Origin of the sequence: Bradyrhizobium betae (assembly GCF_004123905.1) — a bacterium.
GTDB classification, from domain to species: Bacteria; Pseudomonadota; Alphaproteobacteria; order Rhizobiales; family Xanthobacteraceae; genus Bradyrhizobium; species Bradyrhizobium betae_A.
Genome location: NZ_MZXW01000053.1, coordinates 438371 through 457758, shown reverse-complemented (window position 1 = coordinate 457758; position 19388 = coordinate 438371). Strand labels below are relative to the sequence as shown.

The 19388-nt window shown below is 63.9% G+C and carries 18 protein-coding genes and 1 pseudogene; 11 read left to right on the top strand and 8 right to left on the bottom strand.

The window, feature by feature from the left end; genetic code table 11:
* Positions 1–130: 130 nt before the first annotated feature.
* Positions 131–925, bottom strand: coding sequence for a MetQ/NlpA family ABC transporter substrate-binding protein (locus B5V03_RS37345; protein WP_129275509.1), 795 nt, complete (start codon positions 923–925; stop codon positions 131–133).
* Between the two features lie 53 nt (positions 926–978).
* Between B5V03_RS37345 and B5V03_RS37340 the strand changes: the two genes are divergently transcribed.
* Both B5V03_RS37340 and B5V03_RS37335 read left to right on the top strand, forming a co-directional pair.
* Complete coding sequence (locus B5V03_RS37340) at positions 979–1167, top strand: hypothetical protein (RefSeq protein ID WP_129275394.1); 189 nt, start codon at positions 979–981, stop codon at positions 1165–1167.
* Positions 1164–1550 carry a hypothetical protein gene (locus B5V03_RS37335; protein WP_129275393.1) on the top strand — a complete coding sequence of 129 codons (387 nt, stop codon included), beginning with the start codon at positions 1164–1166 and terminating at the stop codon, positions 1548–1550. The genes B5V03_RS37340 and B5V03_RS37335 overlap by 4 nt, the downstream gene beginning before the upstream one ends.
* A gap of 6 nt (positions 1551–1556) precedes the next feature.
* On the opposite strand, the gene B5V03_RS37330 is transcribed toward B5V03_RS37335, so the two are convergent.
* Positions 1557–3005 (bottom strand): MATE family efflux transporter, encoded by a 1449-nt coding sequence (locus tag B5V03_RS37330; protein WP_129275392.1) that lies wholly within the window; start codon positions 3003–3005, stop codon positions 1557–1559.
* Between the two features lie 141 nt (positions 3006–3146).
* Between B5V03_RS37330 and B5V03_RS37325 the strand changes: the two genes are divergently transcribed.
* Positions 3147–3725 (top strand): TetR/AcrR family transcriptional regulator, encoded by a 579-nt coding sequence (locus B5V03_RS37325; protein WP_129275391.1) that lies wholly within the window; start codon positions 3147–3149, stop codon positions 3723–3725.
* A gap of 251 nt (positions 3726–3976) precedes the next feature.
* Here B5V03_RS37325 and B5V03_RS37320 read toward each other — a convergent pair whose 3' ends face one another.
* Positions 3977–5164: a CaiB/BaiF CoA transferase family protein gene (locus B5V03_RS37320; RefSeq protein ID WP_129275390.1), complete on the bottom strand. Its 1188-nt coding sequence runs from the start codon at positions 5162–5164 to the stop codon at positions 3977–3979.
* Positions 5165–5312: 148 nt separating this feature from the next.
* On the opposite strand from B5V03_RS37320, the gene B5V03_RS37315 reads away from it, so the two are divergent.
* Positions 5313–6200 carry a VOC family protein gene (locus B5V03_RS37315; RefSeq protein ID WP_129275389.1) on the top strand — a complete coding sequence of 296 codons (888 nt, stop codon included), beginning with the start codon at positions 5313–5315 and terminating at the stop codon, positions 6198–6200.
* A gap of 111 nt (positions 6201–6311) precedes the next feature.
* Here the strand turns inward: B5V03_RS37315 and B5V03_RS37310 are convergent, their stop codons facing one another.
* A complete protein-coding gene (locus B5V03_RS37310; protein ID WP_129275388.1) occupies positions 6312–7895 on the bottom strand; it encodes a porin in 1584 nt (527 codons plus the stop codon).
* A 508-nt stretch (positions 7896–8403) separates the two neighbouring features.
* Between B5V03_RS37310 and B5V03_RS37305 the strand changes: the two genes are divergently transcribed.
* Positions 8404–8883: a MarR family winged helix-turn-helix transcriptional regulator gene (locus B5V03_RS37305; protein WP_129275387.1), complete on the top strand. Its 480-nt coding sequence runs from the start codon at positions 8404–8406 to the stop codon at positions 8881–8883.
* 22 nt (positions 8884–8905) lie between these two features.
* Here the strand turns inward: B5V03_RS37305 and B5V03_RS37300 are convergent, their stop codons facing one another.
* Positions 8906–9988, bottom strand: a complete 1083-nt coding sequence (locus tag B5V03_RS37300; RefSeq protein WP_129275386.1) for an alpha/beta hydrolase family protein — start codon at positions 9986–9988, stop codon at positions 8906–8908.
* 529 nt (positions 9989–10517) lie between these two features.
* Positions 10518–10696: pseudogene (locus tag B5V03_RS37295) on the bottom strand (aspartate transaminase); the annotation flags it as partial.
* Between the two features lie 122 nt (positions 10697–10818).
* Here B5V03_RS37295 and B5V03_RS37290 point away from each other — a divergent pair.
* Positions 10819–12609 (top strand): peptide ABC transporter substrate-binding protein, encoded by a 1791-nt coding sequence (locus B5V03_RS37290; protein WP_129275385.1) that lies wholly within the window; start codon positions 10819–10821, stop codon positions 12607–12609.
* A gap of 1 nt (position 12610) precedes the next feature.
* On the opposite strand, the gene B5V03_RS37285 is transcribed toward B5V03_RS37290, so the two are convergent.
* Together B5V03_RS37285 and B5V03_RS37280 are read right to left on the bottom strand one after the other, a co-directional pair.
* On the bottom strand, positions 12611–12820 hold the full coding sequence (locus B5V03_RS37285) for a hypothetical protein (protein ID WP_129275384.1): 210 nt from the start codon (positions 12818–12820) through the stop codon (positions 12611–12613).
* Complete coding sequence (locus tag B5V03_RS37280) at positions 12817–13662, bottom strand: AraC family transcriptional regulator (RefSeq protein ID WP_129275383.1); 846 nt, start codon at positions 13660–13662, stop codon at positions 12817–12819. The genes B5V03_RS37285 and B5V03_RS37280 overlap by 4 nt, the downstream gene beginning before the upstream one ends.
* Before the next feature lie 444 nt (positions 13663–14106).
* Here B5V03_RS37280 and B5V03_RS37275 point away from each other — a divergent pair, with 444 nt between their 5' ends.
* The 5 genes from B5V03_RS37275 to B5V03_RS37255 all read left to right on the top strand — a co-directional run bounded on the left by B5V03_RS37275 (position 14107) and on the right by B5V03_RS37255 (position 19384).
* Complete coding sequence (locus B5V03_RS37275; protein WP_245502460.1) at positions 14107–15978, top strand: PAS domain-containing sensor histidine kinase; 1872 nt, start codon at positions 14107–14109, stop codon at positions 15976–15978.
* Between the two features lie 2 nt (positions 15979–15980).
* Positions 15981–16652 (top strand): response regulator transcription factor, encoded by a 672-nt coding sequence (locus B5V03_RS37270; RefSeq protein ID WP_129275381.1) that lies wholly within the window; start codon positions 15981–15983, stop codon positions 16650–16652.
* 102 nt (positions 16653–16754) lie between these two features.
* Entirely contained in the window at positions 16755–17132 is a 378-nt protein-coding gene (locus tag B5V03_RS37265; RefSeq protein WP_129275380.1) for a response regulator transcription factor, read from the top strand.
* A gap of 153 nt (positions 17133–17285) precedes the next feature.
* Positions 17286–19184, top strand: a complete 1899-nt coding sequence (locus tag B5V03_RS37260; protein WP_129275379.1) for an FUSC family protein — start codon at positions 17286–17288, stop codon at positions 19182–19184.
* Positions 19181–19384: a DUF1656 domain-containing protein gene (locus B5V03_RS37255; protein ID WP_129275378.1), complete on the top strand. Its 204-nt coding sequence runs from the start codon at positions 19181–19183 to the stop codon at positions 19382–19384. The genes B5V03_RS37260 and B5V03_RS37255 overlap by 4 nt, the downstream gene beginning before the upstream one ends.
* Positions 19385–19388 lie beyond the last annotated feature (4 nt).

The window sequence follows — 19388 nt, the reverse complement described above, 5'->3', positions numbered from 1 at the left end:
CGACCCCTGTCGGGCGAGGATGGCCACGGCGGCGATGATGTCGGTTGCCGCAGCTCCAGACAAGCGGGCATTGCGCAAGGCAGCCCGCCGGACCATCCCTCCCGCGCTGGACTCTGGCTGGGCAGATTGCCTACCAGCTCGGCAGCACCGCGCCCTTGAACTTGGTCAGGACGAATTCTTTCACCTCGGGCGTGTGATAGCTGTCCACCAACACCTTGACCCAGGGCTTGTCCTTGTCGGCGACGCGCACCGCGATCAAATTGACATAGGGGCCCTTCGGGTCCTCGCGCAGGATCGGATCCTTGACCGGATCGAGGCCTGCCTGGGTTGCATAATTGGTGTTGATCGCGGCTGCGTCGACGTCGTCGAGCGCGCGCGGCGCCTGCGCTGCATCGACCTCGATGAACTTCAGTTTCTTGGGGTTCTCGGTGATGTCGAGCACCGTCGGCTTGAAGCCGGTGCCGTCCTTCAGCTTGATCACACCCTTGTCGCGCAGCAGCAGCAGCACGCGGCCGCCATTGGTCGGATCGTTCGGGATCGAGACCTTGCCGCCGTCGGGGATATCGGCGAAGGCCTTGTGCTTCTTCGAATAGACGCCGATCGGGAAGTTCACGGTCAGGCCGACGGCCTCGATCTTGTAGCCGCGGTCGGTCTTCTGGTTGTCCAGATAAGGCTGGTTCTGGAACGAATTGGCCTGGATCTCGCCGGCATCGAGCGCGGCGTTCGGCACGACGTAGTCGGAGAATTCGATGAGCTGGATGTCGAGGCCCTGCCTGGCGGCGATCGGCTTCACGGCCTCGAGGATCTGTGCGTGCGGACCCGGCGTCACGCCGATCTTGATGGTCTCGGCGCTCACGGCGGCCGACCAGGCGACGAGCACGGTCGAGAGGATCAGGGGGAGGCGAAACGACATCTTGGTCTCCATCACGCGGGCGGCAATCATTGGAACCGTATTCGCTTCTCCGTAGGGCGAAATCAATGAAATGGAAATCCATATTGGCGGGCCGCAGCAAACGCACGTTCTCCATTCCGCGGCAAATGGGAAACGAATTCGCGGCGACAACGACGCCTCCCGCAAGCGTGAGGCGCGTCACGGCAAAGTGTCAACTGGCCGGCGATATTGGCGACACGACCAGCAAGGAACTCAGCCCGGGAATCCTGCCATGACCGCCCTCGCCGCGCCAAAGCTCACGGCCCAGAACCGGCTCGAATGCTTCCTGCTCCATGCCCTGTTCCAGGGCGTGCCGCTCTATTCCAGCGTCGTGCTGATGATCAAGCTGGTGGCCGCCTCCGAGATCGTCGGCGAACGCTACGGTGCCACCATCTTCATCGTGCTCGCGGCAAGCTTCCACGGGATGCTGACGCGCTGGCTCGCGCCAAGATTTCCGCGCTTCTTCCGGCACAACAATGCGCCGATGTTCGGCGATGCCACGCTGTCTTTCACCGAAAAGGTCTCGCGCTGGCTGGCTGAGCCGAAGACGGCGGTGGAGCTGCTGTCGAATGTGCTGCTGATGTCGGTGCTGGTGATCGGCGTCGCCAGCATCAGGTGAAGCAGCCTACCCGATCCGCCAGGTCGACGGCGACAGCATGATCAGGACGCAGATCGCAGCGTAGGCGGCGAGCGACACCGTAACCATGGTGGCGAGCCCCACCATGCCCGCGCCAAAACTTGCCACCGCGATCCAGCCGCCACCGGCTGCGATCAGGATGCGTGCGACCGAAGCCGCGAGCGGGCCCATGGCGCGGCCGGTGCCTTGAACCGCGAAGGACGTCGCGAAGCCGAAGCCGAGCGCGGCATAGGCCGGCGCGACGATGCGCAGGTAAGCCATGCCCTCGCTCACCACTTCGGCATCATGGCTGAAGAGATTGAGCCAGGCCGTCGGAAAGATTGCGACGAGCAGGCCGATCGCGCCGGTCATGACCATGCCGACCACGCCGCTGATCCAGCCGATTTTCCGCGCCCGCGCCGTCTGCCCGGCTCCCATGTTGACGCCGACCATGGTCAGCGTCGCCGTGCTGATGCCGAACAGCAGCGGGATCATGATGTAGTCGAGCCGCGAGGCGATGCCGTAGCCGGCCAGCGCCGAGGTGCCGAACAGGCCGACCGCGCCGGTGACGAGGATGACGGTGAGGTTGGTGAGCACCGCGTTGAACGCGGTGGGGATGCCGACCTTCAGCATGTCGCCGAAGATTTTTGCGCGAAGCGGCACGATGCGCAGCTTCAGGCCGGTCGCGCCCGAGGCCATGTAGCGCAGCAGGAACAGCATCGCCGCGCCGTAATAGAGGCCGAAGGCGACGCCGGCGCCGCCGATGCCGAGCCGCGGGATCGGCCCGAACCCGAAGATCAAGGCCGGCGAGACCGGGATGGTCACGATCGCACCGACCAGCGTCACCAGCGCGGGCACCCTGACATTGCCGGAGCCGCGCAGCGCCGCCGCCTGGAGATTGACGATCCACACCGGAATGGCGCCGGCGAACAGATAATTGGAATAGGTGGTGGCGGCAGCGAGCGCGTCGCCCGCGCCGCCCAGGGTGCGATAGAGCCAGGGGCCGCCGAGGATCACGCCGAGCGTGAACACGCCGCCAGCAATGATCGCGAGCACCACGGCATGAAACAGCGCCGCCTCGGCGTCATCGCGGCGGCCCGAACCGACCGCGCGCGCCACCGAGGATGCGACGCCGGAGCCGAACCCGCCATTCGACATCATGGTCATCAGCATGAAGAACGGGAACACCAGCGCGGCGCCCGCCAGCGCATCGGTGCCGAGGAAGCCGACATAATAAGCCTCCGCGATGTTCACCGCGGTCTGCGCAACGAGGACAGTGACGGTCGGCAGCGCGAGCTTGAGCAATGTGGAGAGGATGGGCGCATGCAGCAGCGTGGCCCGTCGTTGCTCGGCCACGCTTGGAGCCGCCGGTGCCGCTGCCTGGCGAAGCGGGGCCGCGGTGTGGGCCACGAATGGCGTGGCGGACAGGCCGGTCTCGGCGACATCCTCAACTGACATGGGTTCGATCCTGTGAATCCGTCGGACCGCCCCATCGGCCGCCCATTGAATTATGAGTATAATGTATTATTATGATCGTAATGCAATAGGTTCCGCTGTATAATTTTTGGCGGGCAAGAAGCTGGGTCGCGGGAGGCGGAATTGGCGCGCTACGATAAGGGACACAGGGACACCACGCGGCGGCACATTCTCGATGTGGCCTCGGCGCAGTTCCGCGAGAGCGGCATCGCCGCGGTCGGCCTCGCCGGCATCATGGCGGAGGCCGGCCTGACCAACGGCGCCTTCTACACACACTTCGCTTCCAAGGAGGATCTGGTGCGTGAGGTGCTGTGCGACGCGCTGGAGCGGCGCGAGCAGCGGCACAAGGACAATCTCGAAAACGGCGTTCCGGTCGAGACCACGATCCGCGATTATCTCTCGCCCAGGCATCGCGACGCTGCAGCGACCGGCTGCCCGACCGCGGCGCTGGTCTCCGAGATCGCACGGCATCCGAAGACGACTCGCGATGCCTTCACCGGAAAGATGTCGGACATCATCGCGCTGATGGCTGCGCAGATGCGGGATGGCGCGGCGGCGGAGCGCCGGCGACGCGCGATTTCGGTCTATGCGACCATGGTCGGCGCGCTGCAATTGTCGCGCGCGGTGAACGACAGGAAATTGTCGGAGGAGATTCTGGAGAACGCGGTTGAGGCCGCGCTGACGCTTGCGAACAGGCCGTGATGCATTCGAGATCGACAGCCACCCGGAAATCCTGCGACCGCCCCAAATCTTGCGGCCGCTCGAGTGTGGCCATTTCCAGGCGGCTGCAATGAATCTCTTGCCGGAGCAACACTACGAAACTTGATGCGTTTGCGCCGACCGGGTTAGCTTTGCTCGCGGCCTTACAACTTCCCCAAGTTCGTTTCGCTCGCACCGGATCGCCGCCTGAAATGTCTCAGGCGTCGATCCGGCACTGCCGCCGCGCAACGTCGCTAGATAATTTCGTTTTGCCGAAGTGCCTCAATCGCAGCTGCGTCATAGCCGAGCTCGGCGAGGACACGATCGGTATGCTCCCCGAGCGTCGGCGGGCGGCTCGCGATTTCGCCCGGCGTTTCCGACAGACGCACGGCGGCTCGCACCACCGGCGCGGGTTTCGGCAGGCCCGGATATTCGACGTCCTGCATGAAACCGGCGGCACGAATATGCGGATGGTCCAGCGCCTGCTGCGGGCTCAGCACTGGCCCGGTCGGAATCATCGCACGTCCCAGCGTGTCGACGGCCTCCTGCGTCGTGCGCTCGGCGCACCAGCGCGCCATCCGCTCGCTGATGACGGGGCCGTTGTTGCCACGGCTGATGTCATCGGCAAAGCGCGGATCGTTCAGCCACTGGTCTTCCTCACCCATCAGCCTGGCCCAGCGCTTGAACAGCGGATGCCCGGTGACCTGGCACAGCACCCAGCCGTCCTTGGTGCGGTAGATGTCGGCGGGCGCAGCGGTCTGGCCGAGATTGCCAGATGGCACGCGGTTGACGTTGATGACGGCCTGCTCGATCAGCGTGGCATTGGTGAAGGACAGCGCCGTCGCAAGCAACGCGCCCTCAACGATCTGCCCGCGCCCGGATTTCGCACGTTCCATCAGCGCCGCGAGCGTACCGAACGCGCAATGCAGCGCGGTGCCGAAATCGACCCAGTTCACCGCGGCACGATAGGGCGGATCGCCCGCGCCGGTCATGTACACCGAACCCGACATGACCTGGCCGACACCGTCGAAGCCGACGCGGTCGGACCAGGGCCCCGGCCCGCCGAACGCGGTTGCGGTCGTCAGGATGATGTCGGGCTTGATCGCCTTCAACGAGTCGTAGTCGAGCTTCATCGCGCGCAGGGTTTGCGGCGGCAAATTGGCGACGACAACGTCCGCGGTCGCGATCAGGCGGCGCATCACCTCCTGCCCTTCCGGCTTCATCGGATCGAGCGTGATGCACTTCTTGTTGCGGTTGACCTGGAGGAACAGCGCGCCTTCACCGCCTTCGCCGACCGGCGCCACGAAGCGATCCTCGCTGCCGTCGCGCTTTTCCACGCGGATGACCTCGGCCCCGAATTCGGCCAGCAAGGTCGCACAATAGGGACCCGCGATATAGCGCCCGAAATCCAGGACGCGCACGCCTTCCAGAACTCCCCCCATCGATCCCTTCCTTATGTCTTTCGCCGAGATTACAGGGACTGACGACCACGGCAAGGCGGCCATCGAGATGTGATCGGCGGGTCGTTTCGGCTGGCGGAAATTCTGCTCTAGTATGACCAGTCCGTCCCTTAAGCCGGAGCGCATATCCATGCCGCAACAATTCGATCGATCCGCAGAAGATCTCGGCAACGCCATCCATTTCGAGCACGTCAATATCCAGGTGCCGGATCAGCGCCTGGCGACATTGTTCTATGTCACGGGACTTGGGCTCACCCGCGATCCCTATCTGATGGTGTCCGACACCAACATGTGGATCAACGCCGGACGGAGCCAGTTTCATCTGCCGAGCGGCAGGCCTCAAGTGCTGCGCGGCCATACCGGCCTCGTCATCGAAGGACGCGAGGCGCTGCTGCAACGGCTGGCCTCAGTCGCGAAGAAGCTCGAAGGCACCGCATTCACGTTCACCGAACACAACGACCATGTCGAGGCCGTCTGTCCGTGGGGCAACCGCATGCGCGTCCATGAGCCGGACGCGGCCCGTTTCGGGCGTATCACGCTCGGCATTCCCTATGTCGAGTTCGATGTGCCGGTCGGAACGGCGCCGGCGATTCGCGCCTTCTATCCCGACATCATGGGCATGCCAGCGGCTTTGCGAAACGGCGACGGCACGGTTGCGGCGGTGAAGACGGGCCGCGACCAGCATCTGCTGTTCCGCGAGACTGACCGGCCGCAGGGCGACTATGACGGGCACCATGTGCAGATGTACATCACCGACTTCTCCGGGCCCTACCGCAAGCTGCTCGCACGCGACCTGATCTCCCGCGAGGACAATCAATATCAGTACCGGTTCTGCGACATCGTCGATCTCGACAGCGGCAAGACGCTGTTCACGGTCGAGCACGAGGTGCGCAGCGCGACCCACCCGATGTTCATGCGGCCGATGGTCAATCGCAACCCTGGGGTCACCAACCGCAATTACGCGTTCGGCCACGACCAGACGTCATGGGCGATGGGGCCGGATCTCTACGACGGATAGCGGCAGCGCTGTCCTGCCGCACGCGACTTTCGCGCCAACGAATCGATACGACAAAAAGAAAAAGCCCCGGCGGTTTCCCGCCGGGGCTAAAGTCAGGTCGCTAGACCGATCTTACCAGTTGCGCTGAGCGCGGAGGATCATGGCGATCGAGTCCTGGTCCTTCAGCTCGTAGACCGCGGTCGGCTTTGCGGTCGTGACGGCCGGGGTGATGCCAACCGTGCCGGAATACTTCTGGTCGAGGTGCGTCCAGGAGAGGTCCGCCGAGAAGGTCAGGTTCTTGACCGGGGTCCAGCGGGTGACGACACCGAGCTGGCCGATCGCGAAGTCCGGGTTACAGCCGGTGACACCAGCCAGGCCACCGAACACGCCGCCAGCACCGCCGGCGCCGCAGAGGGTGGTCTTGGCCAGCGTACCGAACTGAGCCTGAGCGTAGGCACCGTAGAGCGCCGAGTTCCAGTAGGGATCCCAGTTGTGGGTGTAAGCGCCGCGGAAGCCCCAGGTCTTGACGGTTTCCTGCGAGCTGCCGCCCACGAACACCGTGTCAGGAGCATTGGCGAAGCCGACGCTGCCGTAGGCACCGGCCGCGCTCGAGCTACCGTACAGCGCGTAGGAGCTGCCCGACAGGTTCTGGAAGTTATAGCGGGTCGCACCGTCGGTGTAGACGCCCTGGATGTTGATCGTGTCACCCGCGCCAGTCGGGATGTTCTTGATCGACAGAGCGAGCTGCACGGCCCAGCCCCACTTGTCATCAGGATGACCGGTGATTTCGGTCGGGCCGTAGTAACCGACGTGGTTATCATGCGCAGCCACCGACGCCTGGAAGAGGCCCCAGGCCTGGTCGACACGCACCTGACCGACGAGGTTCGGCGAACGCGAGCCGCCGATGGCGTTGGTGCCGTACGAACCACCGAGCATGCCAGCCGCGGTCGCGCCGGTCATGTTGAGGTTGCCGGCCTGATAGTACTGGGTCGCGTCTTCCGCCGAGAACGACGCCGTCACGCCCTGACCGAAGTCAGCGGTGTAGGTGAACTGGTTGACACCAGTGACCGTGCCGCTGCCGCCGACGAGGTTGTCGGTGATGTTGCCGGGATAGTTGGTCCAGGGCGCGTCGAACTGCGACACGGCCTTACCCATCGTGAAGCCGGCGAACTGGATGAAGGCGTAGTACACGCCGAGCGCACCACCGGAGGTGTTGCCGTCGGTGCCGTTCACCGCGCCGGAGCCGTTCGAGCCGACGAGGCCGGTGCCCGCAGCGTTGAGACCGAGCGTACCGCTGTACTGGGTGCCGCCCGTTGCCGAACCGGTCGGGGTGTAGTTGCCGGTCGTCCAGGTGAAGACCGCATCGAAATAGGTGCGAACCACGCCGTACTCGGTCGCGGTGCGGGTGTCGATGTTGAGGTCTTCACGAGCGCGCATGGTGTAGTAGTTCATCATGCGGTTGCGAGCACCGGCAGTACCGCCCTGGTTCGGATTGAAGTCCGAATTGGTACCGAGATTCAAATCGGCACGCACGTAGCCACCGAGCTTGATGCAGGTGTCGGTGCCCGGGATGTAGTAGAAGCCGGCGCCGTACAGCGAGCAGATCTTCACGTATTCGACCGCCTTGGCCTTCACGGGAAGATCGGCGGCGAACGCACCGGAGGCGGCCATCAGGCCGGCAGCCGTGCCGAGAAGAAGCGTCTTCGTAAACTTCATTAGTAAACCTCCAGGTCGGTTCAGGGGGCCCGGCTCCTGGACGGAGGCCGCTCTACCCTCTTCAATTTCCGTTCAATTCAGATCCGCACCGAGGGTCCGGACTGAAACGACAGCGAGGTGCCCCCCCTCCGTCGTGGCTTCACATATAGTTTATAAAAACAACTGCCTCAATTTATTGATTTGATGAATCGACAGTTCGAAGGAAGATGTTGCCCAAGCGCAACAGAGACGAGAGGCGCGCGACCCAAGCATATGCAAGACAAAGAAAAAGCCCTCAGGGGGCATCCCGAGGGCTTTCTTGGAGGTCTCGCATCGCTGTCCGTCGACAAAGGTCAAGAGCAGCAAGATTGAGTATGAAGAGGCGTAATTTACTTAATTGTTTTTTGCAAGCATTTAATGCCGAACGATTTCAACCTTTCGGTGTCTAAAACTATCGTCGGTGCGCGATGTTAGAGACGCCTCCCCAATATCCCATTAAAAGACAATAATAAGACAGGGGGGAAGCCACATGATCGAGAAGAAACTCGACAGGGCAATTACGGACTTCATCTGGAACGTCTTCGAGATTCACTCTCAGCTGGAGGATATCCATACCAGCTGGGCCGGACTGCTGGGCATTACCGAGCCGCAATGGTTGATCTTGATGGCCATCACTGAACTGGACGAGGGACAGGGCGTCGCTGGAATCGACATTGCGAACAAGCTGCGCGTTCACCCGGCCTTTGTGACCAACCAGACCAAGACCCTCGAAAAGAGCGGCTTCCTGTCGCGGCGTCCCGGCGCGGACGACGCACGCTTCGTCCTGATGTCGCTCACGACAAAGGCGACGACGGACATCGAGAAGCTCTCCAAGAGAAAGCTCGCCCTGAACTCGACCATGTTCAATGATCTCGACGAGAAGACGTTGGCTACCCTGAACGCTGCGCTCGCAACGATCGCCAAGAACGCCCGACTGGCAGCACGATTGCTGGCTATCGACGCCTCGTAGCGCGAGCCGCCGCAAACGCTCTCTAGAGATAGGCAAGAGGATCGATCTGACGGGCAGGCCCGAACTTGTCGCCGAACCAATCGAAGACGAAATCGTCCACGGCAACGAAATTTTCGACCTCTCCCAAAGGGCACCGGATCGCGTTCGGGACGACGACCGAGCAATGCGCCCCGGATTGGTGGTAGGCAGCTTGCAGTTCGAGCGCGTCCTCCTCCCGCACCATCGAGCGACGCCCGACCGCCACGAGAATCGGACAGGGCACGCGACGCGCCGTCGGCAGGGACCGCGTCGGGCTGTCGCCGCCGACCTCATGCCAGACACCGGTTATCCAGCGAACCGACGCGCGAAGTCGGTGCGAGGCCCAAAAGCCACCGTCGCACACCGCAGCGGCGATCCTGCGATCCGAGCAGGCGAGGCGTGAAGCGTGGCTGGCGCCCGCCCCTTCGCCATAAACACCGATCCGATTTGAATCGACGTCCGGGCGACCATCCAGATAGTCGAGCCAGCAACCAAGAGCATGCTCGGGCCTGCGTGAGCGAGAGACGGATGCATTGCGGCCGTCAACGAGCAGGAGCGAAACTCCTCGGCCAAGCAAGGCCGGAAGCAACCGAGCCAACACCGCGCCCAGATCGGCTTCCTCGTCGCCGACACAAATGACCGCGGGTGCGGAAGCACAATTGCAAGCCGCCGAGACAAAGAAGCCCTCGAGCGTCGCTTGACCAAGATAGTCGATTTCCACGCGCTCAATCCGCTTGGCCCAGCGATCTTCGAGCTTGCCGAGGCTAAGGCCGATCTTGTCCGCGAGATCGATGCCTGCCGCATCTTCGGAGCAGGACAGACTTCTTGCGACTTCGTGGGCGGTCATCGCACACAGATACGATTCGCCTGAAAATCGAGACGAACCTGCTTCGCCCGCGGATTCGGCGAGCACGAGGTAGTCGTCACCTATTCTCGCCCAATCCGATACCCATCGCCGCCTCTGCGCGTCACGCGCGAGTTCGGCGACCGGCAGCCTTTCGAAGAATGCGGAGGCTCGTTCGCGAAGGTGTGCCAGACTGCCGGAAGCGCTGTCACAGAAGCTGTGGGGCGAATGATCCCCGTCCATCTCTCGTCTCCCAAGCGGCGCTGTTAGCGGCTACTCGGGCTCGCCGGATTCGCCTCGTCCACTGGTGTACTTTGCAATATCATCAGAGCAATTCCGATGCCACATCTCGTCGGCTCACGCAGGGCGACATGCGCTGTGCGCGAAGACTGCTACAAGATGACGCACCATCAATGTCGCCACCTTGTTTTGCTCGCACTCTCGCAATCTTCTGCCGCAACCAGCGAAAAAACAGAACGATGTTTCGTGAGAAGGCGCGACTGCAATTTGCGAACGTTCACAAATGAGTATGGCCGCGCGCTGCAGCACTCCTTTCGCTGCGTCTAGCGTATCAGGACACCGGGCGCTCCAGCGCGAGACGGTTGATTCATGAGCACGCTGCCCAAAGAACAAGCCAGTGCCGAGTCCACCGATTCCGGGCGCAGATCCGCAGCGATCCGACACCGTATATCCCACGACAACCCTCGCGTTCAGTGCAGCGCTCTGCACGCGCGCGATGCGCTCGCAGGCCCGCTTGAGCGTGTCCCTCGACGATCGCAGTCAGCCGCACACGGGCGCAGTCGCGACGCGCCTTGTCGAGCCTAACGCTGTCGCGGACGAACGACTGATCGCTCACCAGCGCATGCGCGGGGTGGCCTGGCTGATCGACGACGGACATGACGAGGTCTGCGACAGCAGCTCGTTGATCGCAGCAATCAACGGCGCGGGACCACGCCCTTGCGCGGATTCGCACATTTCGCCGCAGGGCGTCCCGGCAATGTCGGCATTGCTGCCTTGCCCGCGATGAAACATGATGGGTTGCCGGGGATGACGTATCTTTCGAGGTGAATCCGATGAACGAAAACGAAATCCGTCAGCGCATCGTGGAGGTGAAGCAAGGCACGCTGTCGCGGCGCTCGTTCATCCAGACCATGGCTGCGGTCGGGATCGCAGCGCCCGTCGCGAGCCAGATCCTGCTCTGGAACGACGTGGCGATGGCGGATGCCACGCTTCCCTACAAGCCGACCAAGGCCGGCGGCGGCGGCCCGCTGAAAATCCTGATCTGGCAGGCCCCGACCCTGCTCAATCCGCATTTCGCGCTCGGCACCAAGGACCAGGTCGCCTCGCGCATCTTCTTCGAGCCGCTCGCAGGCTGGGACAAGGAAGGCAACCTCGTCCCATGCCTTGCCGCCGAAGTCCCGACCAAGGCGAACGGCGGCCTCTCCGCCGACGGCACCAGCGTGACCTGGAAACTGAAGCAAGGCGTGAAGTGGCATGACGGCAAGCCCTTCACCGCCGACGACGTCGTCTTTACTTGGGCATACGCCGCGGACCTGGCGACGGCTGCGTACACCACGGGATCCTACCAGAATATCAAGGTCGAAAAGATCGACGACCACACCGTCAAGGTGATCTTCAAAGCTCCGACGCCGTTCTGGGCCGACCCCTTCGTCGGCTCGGTCGGCCAGATCCTGCCAAAGCATCATTTCGGCGACTATGCCGGCGCAAAGTCGCGCGACGCACCGGGCAATCTGAAGCCGGTCGGTACCGGCCCGTACAAATTCGTCGAGTTCAAGCCGGGCGACCTGCTCACGGCCGAACGCAATCCCGACTATCACGTCAAGAACCAGCCGCATTTCGACACGCTCGAGCTCAAGGGCGGCGGCGACGCCGTCTCCGCGGCCCGCGCGGTGCTGCAGACCGGCGAATATGACTATGCCTGGAATCTGCTGGTGGAGGACGAGATCCTCAAGCGCATGGAGGCCGTCGGAAAAGGCAAGGTGGAGTTCACCCTCTCCGGCGGCGTCGAGTTCATCGTTCTCAACACCACGGACCCGTGGACCGAGGTCGACGGCGAGCGGTCCAGCGCCAAGACCAAACACCCGACGCTGTCCGATCCGGCCGTTCGAAAGGCATTCAACCTGCTGATCGATCGTGAGGCGATCCAGAAATTCATCTACGGGCGTGCGGCCGTCGCCACGGCGAGCTTCGTCAACCAGCCCAGCCAGTTCAAATCGGGCAAGCTGAAATACGAGTTCGACATCGAGAAGGCGAACAAGATCCTGGACGAGGCCGGCTGGAAGAAGGGCGCGGACGGCATTCGCGCGAAGGATGGCAAGCAGCTCAAATACGTCTTCCAGACCTCGATCAACGCCCCGCGACAGAAGACGCAGGCCATCATCAAGCAGGCCTGCCAGAAGGCCGGCATCGACATCGAGCTGAAGTCGGTCACCGCGTCGGTGTTCTTCTCGTCCGATGTCGGCAACCCCGACACCTATTCGAAGCTCTATTGCGACATGGAGATGTACAACACGACGCAGCCGCAGCCCGATCCGGAGCGGTTCTTGAACCAGTGCGTCTCCTGGGAGATCTCGACCAAGGACAACAAATGGCTCGGCCGCAACGTCTCGCGCTGGTCGGATCCCGAGGCCGACAAGGCCTACAAGGCCGCGCAGAACGAGCTCGATCCGGTCAAGCGCGCCGCGCTGCTGATCAAGGTCAACGAGATCTTCTGCGAGGCCAACGTGCTGGTGCCGCTGCTCTCGCGCAATATCGTCGGCGGCAACGTCAACAGCCTGATGGCGGACATCTCGGGGTGGGATGTCACGACGTGGAATCTGGGGAGCTGGTATCGGAGCTCATAGCTCACCGTGCAGCCAACGCCACGGCGCTCCGGCAGAAGTTGAGGGCGAAGCGTCCGTAGAGAAAGCTGCTCCCCGGTTCCAAGGCAGCGAGACGATAGGAGCTGCCGAGGGCGCGGACAAGCTCGATCGTCTCCATGAGCTCATGGTGCGTCAGCATCAAATGAATGCTCGCCAGCGGCAGCAGCAGGGCTTGAATGCCGAGATTGCTCATGACGATCCCGCTCCTGCACGCGGCAGCGGCATGAATTGCGCGAGATAGGCGCTCCGCCATTGATACGGCGTGTCGCCGACAAAGCGCTTGAACACCGTGGTGAAATGCGCCTGGGTCTGAAAGCCCACGGTCAAGGCGATATCGACGAGCGGAATTTCGGCCTGCTTGAGCAGCTCCTGGGCGCGCTCGATGCGACGCCTCAGCAGATATTCGTGAGGCCGAACGCCGGTGGCGGTGCGGAACTGCGCCGCGAAATGCATCCTGCTCAGGCCCGCAACGGCGGCCATGTCCTGTAGCGTTATCTTGGCGGTCAGGTTCTTGTCGACATATTGCAGAACGCGCTTGAGGCGCCAGTTCTGCAACGACCGAACGGTCCGGCCGGCATCCTCCTCGCGAACGTCGTCAGTTGGGTCGAGCTCGGCCGGTGCGCGAAACGTCTGCCGGCTGAACGTCCGGGTGAGGATCGCAAGCCGAAGGGCGTCGGCCATGATCCCGGAGTGGGCATCGTGCGTGGCTTCGGTCGCCGCGAGCGCATCCGACAGGCGCCGCATCACCGGATCGGTGAATTCTTCCGCTCGCTCGTTCCCAGCAGGCGATCCCGCCAGGAGTTTTGCAGAGAGCTTGAAGCCGGATCCGCGGACGGCAGATCGCTCGACATCGGCTGTTTGCGCCTCCACTGCCAGGGCTACGTCCAGATGGACGAAGGAGAGCATCGCACCGTCTTCGCCGAACCGGTCAGGGAGTTTCGACAACCCGAGCCGATCGCGATCGATCGCCGAGATATCGATCGCGCGAACGCCATGATCCCTAACCACCTGTGAGCGTGACATCTGCAACGACATCGTCGAATCTCCTTATCCCGTTTTCCATCCGGCCTGGCCTGACTGGCTTGTCCGAATGTCATGGGAGCAGAGTAATTCGACGGTCCGCGCGATCCATTCTACGCGCGGGTGCATCGCTAGGTTCTCGGGTTGACCGCGTCATACCTAGGTATGATCGCAGCATGTTCGTCGGGTGAGCCGACCGGCGCGACGCGCCTGCGGTAAGTTGACGCGCTTTTGCCTGCCATCCACCTGCAGAATCGCGGGAGTTCCCCGGTTTTTCCAGGGAATGCCATCCGCCGGCGCTTTCGCCGGATTGAGCGGCGTGAAGGTCTTCCACGAGAGCACGAAAATCGCGCCGCGGGATGTTGTGGACGCGATCAAATCGCGGCATCAACGCCGCTGATATGAGACAAACGGCTGCCAGCGACGATGACTGCTCATGATCGGGCCACGGGTTCATCCATGAGCCGCGCCGGCTTGCGGTTCTGGTCCGCCGTCCTCGCCGTCGCGGTTTTCCTAATTGACGTGCTGACGCCGCTCGAGGGCGCGGTCGCGGTTCTCTATGTCGTGGCCATCCTACTCGCAGCAAGGACCAACCGGCGCGACGACACCATCGTGGCCGCGGCCGGCTGCGTCATCCTGACGATATCAGCCTATCTGCTGTCGCACGGTCTGGAGACCATCGCCTCGCCCGCCCTTCGCGCGCTGGTGAGCCTCGCCGCCATCGGCATCACGACGCTGCTGGCCTTGCAGAATCACGCGGCCACGAAGCGCCTCGCCGCGCAGGCGCGCCTGCTCAACCTCTCGCATGACATGATCTTCGTCAGGGATCGCGGCGGCGTGATCACTTTCTGGAACAAGACCGCCGAGCAGGTCTATGGCTGGTCGGCCGACGACGCGCTCGGGCAGCTCGCCGACGAGCTTCTGCAAACCCAATATCCCGACCGGCGCGAAATCATCGAGTCTGGCCTGCTCGACACCGGTCGATGGGAGGGCCGCGTGCGGCAACGAACGAAAGACGGCGCCGCACTTACCGTCGATGCCCGATGGGCCTTGCAGCACGACCGTCTCGGCAAGCCGGTCGGGGTTCTTGAAACGCACACCGACGTCACCGATCGCGTCGCCGCACACAGCGCGCTGGTGCAGAGCGAGCAGCGATACCGCCGGATGTTCGACGCGAGCCGGATCGGCGTGGTCGAAGAGGACTGGAGCAAGCTCCGAGCCGCGCTGCGATCGCTGGAGATCGCGGGAACCAGCCTGCGCGACCATCTGGCGCAACACCCCGATTTCGTCCGACATGCCCGCCGGCTCGCTGGAATCACCGACGTCAATCCGGCCCTCCAGGCGATGGCAGGAGCAGACCGCGCCTCGGCCTTCATCGAGAATGTGGAGCGGCTTCTCGGCGCGGACGACCGGAGCTTCCTCGGCGCGTTGATCGCGTTCGCGGAAGGGGAGCCGTTCTACGAAGGCGAGACGGAGCTCGTCAGGCTCGACGGTCGCAAGGTTCCCGTGCTGTTCACGATCACCTTTCCTCCCGGGCCCGACGGCGATCGCAACGTGCTCGCCTTCGTGGTCGACATCACCGAACGCAAGCAGGCGCAGGATGCATTGCTCGCGGCGCAGGCGGAGCTCGCTCATGCCGCGCGCCTCGCCACCCTCGGCGAGCTCAGCGCCTCCATCGCCCACGAGGTCAATCAACCGCTGGCGGCGATCGTCACCAGCGGCGAGGCCGGCTTGCGCTGGCTGCGGCGCGAGGTGCCCGATCTGAAGGAGGTTGCGGCGACGATCGGTCACGTCGTCGCTCAAGGCCGCCGGGCCAGCGAGATCGTCACCCGCGTCCGCGCCTTCCTGAAGAAAGCTCCGGCCCAGCGGGACCTGCTTGAGATCAGCGAGATCGTCGAGGACGCGGCGCTCCTCGTCGCGCGCGAGCTCGCGAATGACGACGTCGCCCTCACCGTCGAGACCGAGCAGGGCCTGCGGCCAATTCGCGGCGACCGGATCGAGCTTCAGCAGGTCCTGGTCAATCTCTTGATCAATGCCGCCCAGGCCATGTCAGGCCAACCCGGACCCCGCACCATCACGCTGCGCGCCGGCGCCGTCGACGGTGAAAACCTCGCCATCACGGTGCAGGACAGCGGCCCCGGCATCCGGCCCGACGACCTGCCGCGCCTGTTCGATCCGTTCTTCACGACGAAGCACGGCGGCATGGGCATGGGACTTGCGATCTGCCGAACCACGGTGGAAGCTCACGGCGGCCAGTTGGCGGCCGAGAGCACGCCCGGTGCGGGAGCGACATTCCGCCTGACACTGCCATACAGCCAAGAACACCCCTGACCATGACACGATCAGATCAAGCGCAACCATCGGCCCGATCCCTCAACTCAGTCGTCATCATCGTCGATGACGACGCAGGCATCCGCGCCTCGCTCGACAGCCTGTTCCGATCCGTCGGCCTCGAGACGCGCCTGTTCGGCTCCCCGGCCGAACTGCTCGGCGGCTCGCTGCCCGACGGGCCCGGCTGCATCGTGCTGGACGTCCGCCTTCCCGGCGTGAGCGGGCTCGATCTGCAAAGCCAGCTCGTCCGGCAGGGCATCAGCTATCCAATCATCTTCATGACCGGCCATGGCGACATTCCGATGTCGGTGCGGGCCATGAAGGCCGGCGCGGTCGATTTCCTCGCAAAACCGTTTCGCGACCAGGACATGCTCGATGCCGTGACGACGGCGCTCGAACGCGATGCCCAGCACCGTGCCGAAGCCGCGACCAGGGACGATATCCGTGCCCAGTACGAGACCCTGACAGCGCGCGAGCGCGAGGTGATGGGCCATGTCACCGCCGGCCTGATGAACAAGCAGGTCGCTGCCCTGATCGGCCTCAGCGAGATCACGGTCAAGATCCACCGCGGCAATGTCATGCGCAAGATGGCGGTCCGGTCGCTCGCCGACCTCGTCCGCAAGGCCGAAGCGCTCGGGGTCTCCCAAACCCGCAGGACTACGGACCAAACCTGAGTATAATTCCGGCGGGACTGCCCCGGGTGCATATAAGCCGTCATCGGCCGCGCAATGGGAGATGTTCTCCTTGCGGAACACCGCGGCCAGGATTGTGCGCTGATGGCCAAAACCCCGGTGATTGCGATCGTGGACGACGACGAAGGCGTTCGCGCGTCGCTCGCGAGCCTCGTGCGATCGATCGGCTACGAGGCCCAAGCCTACGAATCCGGCGCGGACTTCCTGCAACATGCGCCGGGAGACGATCCCGCCTGCATGATCGCCGACGTCCAGATGCCTGTTGTCACCGGCGATGAATTGCAGGCCCGGCTGATTGCCGCCGGCCGCCGCTTCCCGATCATCTTCATGACGGCGTTTCCGAGCGAAATCGTGCGCCAGCGCGTGATGGCCGCAGGCGCGCATTGCTATCTCGGCAAGCCCTCCAGCGGTGACGAGATCATCCGTTGCCTTGAAGAGGCGCTGGCAGGCCACGTGCCGTAGTCCGCAAGACGGCCCTCGACCTGAGCCCAGCGTGCGTTCCGACAACTCGGTTGACGGAGCGGAAATACCGGCAAGCCCGGCAAACCTCATATTCGACGTGGATTTCGCGACATCGGCAGGGCCGCGCGTTCTGCCGGAAACGGCTGAGGCACGATGCGAGTGAATGTCACCAGTGCTGCCGCCCCGCGTCCACTGGTCTTTGCCGGCTTTCCGGCAAATTCCTGGGCCTTCGCGCTGCGAACCTGGCTGGCCATGCTCCTCGCGCTCTATGTGAGCTTCTGGCTGGAGCTCGAATCCCCATCGTCGGCTGCGCTGACCGTGGCCGTCCTGGCGCTGCCGACACGCGGTCAGGGTATGGAAAAGGCCGGCTACCGGCTGCTCGCAACCACCATCGGTGTCATCGCCGCGATTGCGATCGCGGGCATATTTTCCCAGACCGATGGCCTCCTGCTCGCGGTATTGGCCATCTGGGTCGGGCTTTGCACCTATGTAACCGGCATGCTGGACGGCAATCGCGCCTATGCGGCGGCGCTTGCCTCCATCACCGTCGCCCTGATCGCCGTCGAGCAGATCGACACGCCGCTGCAGGTGTTCCCGACCGGCGTCGCACGTGGCGCGGCCATCGGCATCGGGGTCCTTGCGGTGGCGATCGTGAATGAGGTTCTGGCCGCACCAAGCTATCATCCCGTTCTGGCGAACCGTCTCGAGGCGCTGCAAGTCCGGGTATCGGACTTCGCGCAGAACGCCATCCGCGGCGAGGCTTCGTCCGCAACGATTGCCGCGGACATGTTGCGCGACATCGCGTCCCTGCATCCGGAGATCGCAAGTCTCACCACTGAATCAAGCAGCGGCACCGCAAGAACCGCGGCTGCACGCACTGCAATGGTCGATCTCGTGACCGGGCTGTCGCTCGCCCGCGCGCTGGCGGTGCTGCCGCGCCCCGTCGCAGCGGCGCAGGACGACCGGAACGACAGCGAATCCAGCCTGACGATGATCTGCCGGGACGTCCTGCTCCGCGAGCTCGCCGGCAGCAGCGCGGACGTGCGCAGCAGCCTCGAGGCGCTACGGACCGGAACGCATCCGCGCCGGCAATGGCGCGCCCCGCTGTACCGCTCACGGCGCATCGCAGCGGAGGGCGGCGTCAGGGCCGCGATCCACTTCATGCTCATCGCAATGATCTTCGTGACGGCGGGATGGCCGGCCACCGAGCTTTGTCTCACCCTGGTCGCAGCCATCATCGGCCTGAGCTCGACGGTCCCCGACCCGCGCGGCTTCACGAGGCTCGCGGTCTTTGCCATGCCGATCGCATGCGTACTGGCCGGTATCCTGAAGTACCTCGTCTTCAACGGCGTATCCGAGTTCCAATTGCTGGCGATCGGCCTTGCGCCCGTCGTGATTGGCGCGGCGCTGCTGATCACGCTGCCAAGCCGCATTCTGTCGCCGATCGGCCGGCTGGTCCTCGTGTTCATGCTGCTCGTCCTCGCGCCGAGCAATCCGCAAAGTTACGATCCGCAGGTATTTGTGGTGACGTGCCTGTTTCTCCTGCTTTCCGCGGTGCTGGTCTTTGCGGCCCAGCTGCTGCTGCCCTCTCTGTCGGGTGACAAGCAGATCCGCTTGCTGGTCGGCGAGGCCCGTCGCGACCTCAACCGTCTCGATTCCCGGCGCGCCCCGAAACTCGCGCCCGGGGAAGCCGCGTTTCGCGATGCCTCGCGGATCGCGCAGATCATGACGGCCAACGCTGAGCCGGCGACCAAGCATCAGGCCGCGGCCGAAATCATGCGCTGGTTCGACCAGGCGGCGACCCTGCGACGGTGCAGGGCCGAGTTGGACCGGTTGCCCGCAAGCCCGCTCAAGGAGGCGGCGTCCGCCGCGCGAGCCGCGCTCACCCTGCGAGACGAGAACGCAATCATGGCGGCCGCCGAGGCGCTGCGCCTGATAGCAGCCGCGCACAACATCGCCGCCGATCAGGCGCTCGCCGCGCTGGTCACGGCAGGCGTCGCATTCCAACCCTCGCAGCTTCCCAGCGGCTCCAGCCAAGGGAAACGGCCATGACGAACACCTATCGGGAGCTCGTCATCGGCGGCGTGCTCATCGCTCCCATCGTCTCCTATGCGGCAATCGCGCTGCTCGCGTTCCTGATGCTCCGCCCGCTGCTGCGCTTCATCGGCTTCGCGAGAATCTTCAGCAACCCGTCGCTCGCCGAGCTCTGCCTCTACGTGGCGATGTTCGGCATGCTCGCACTGTTCTTCTAGGGAA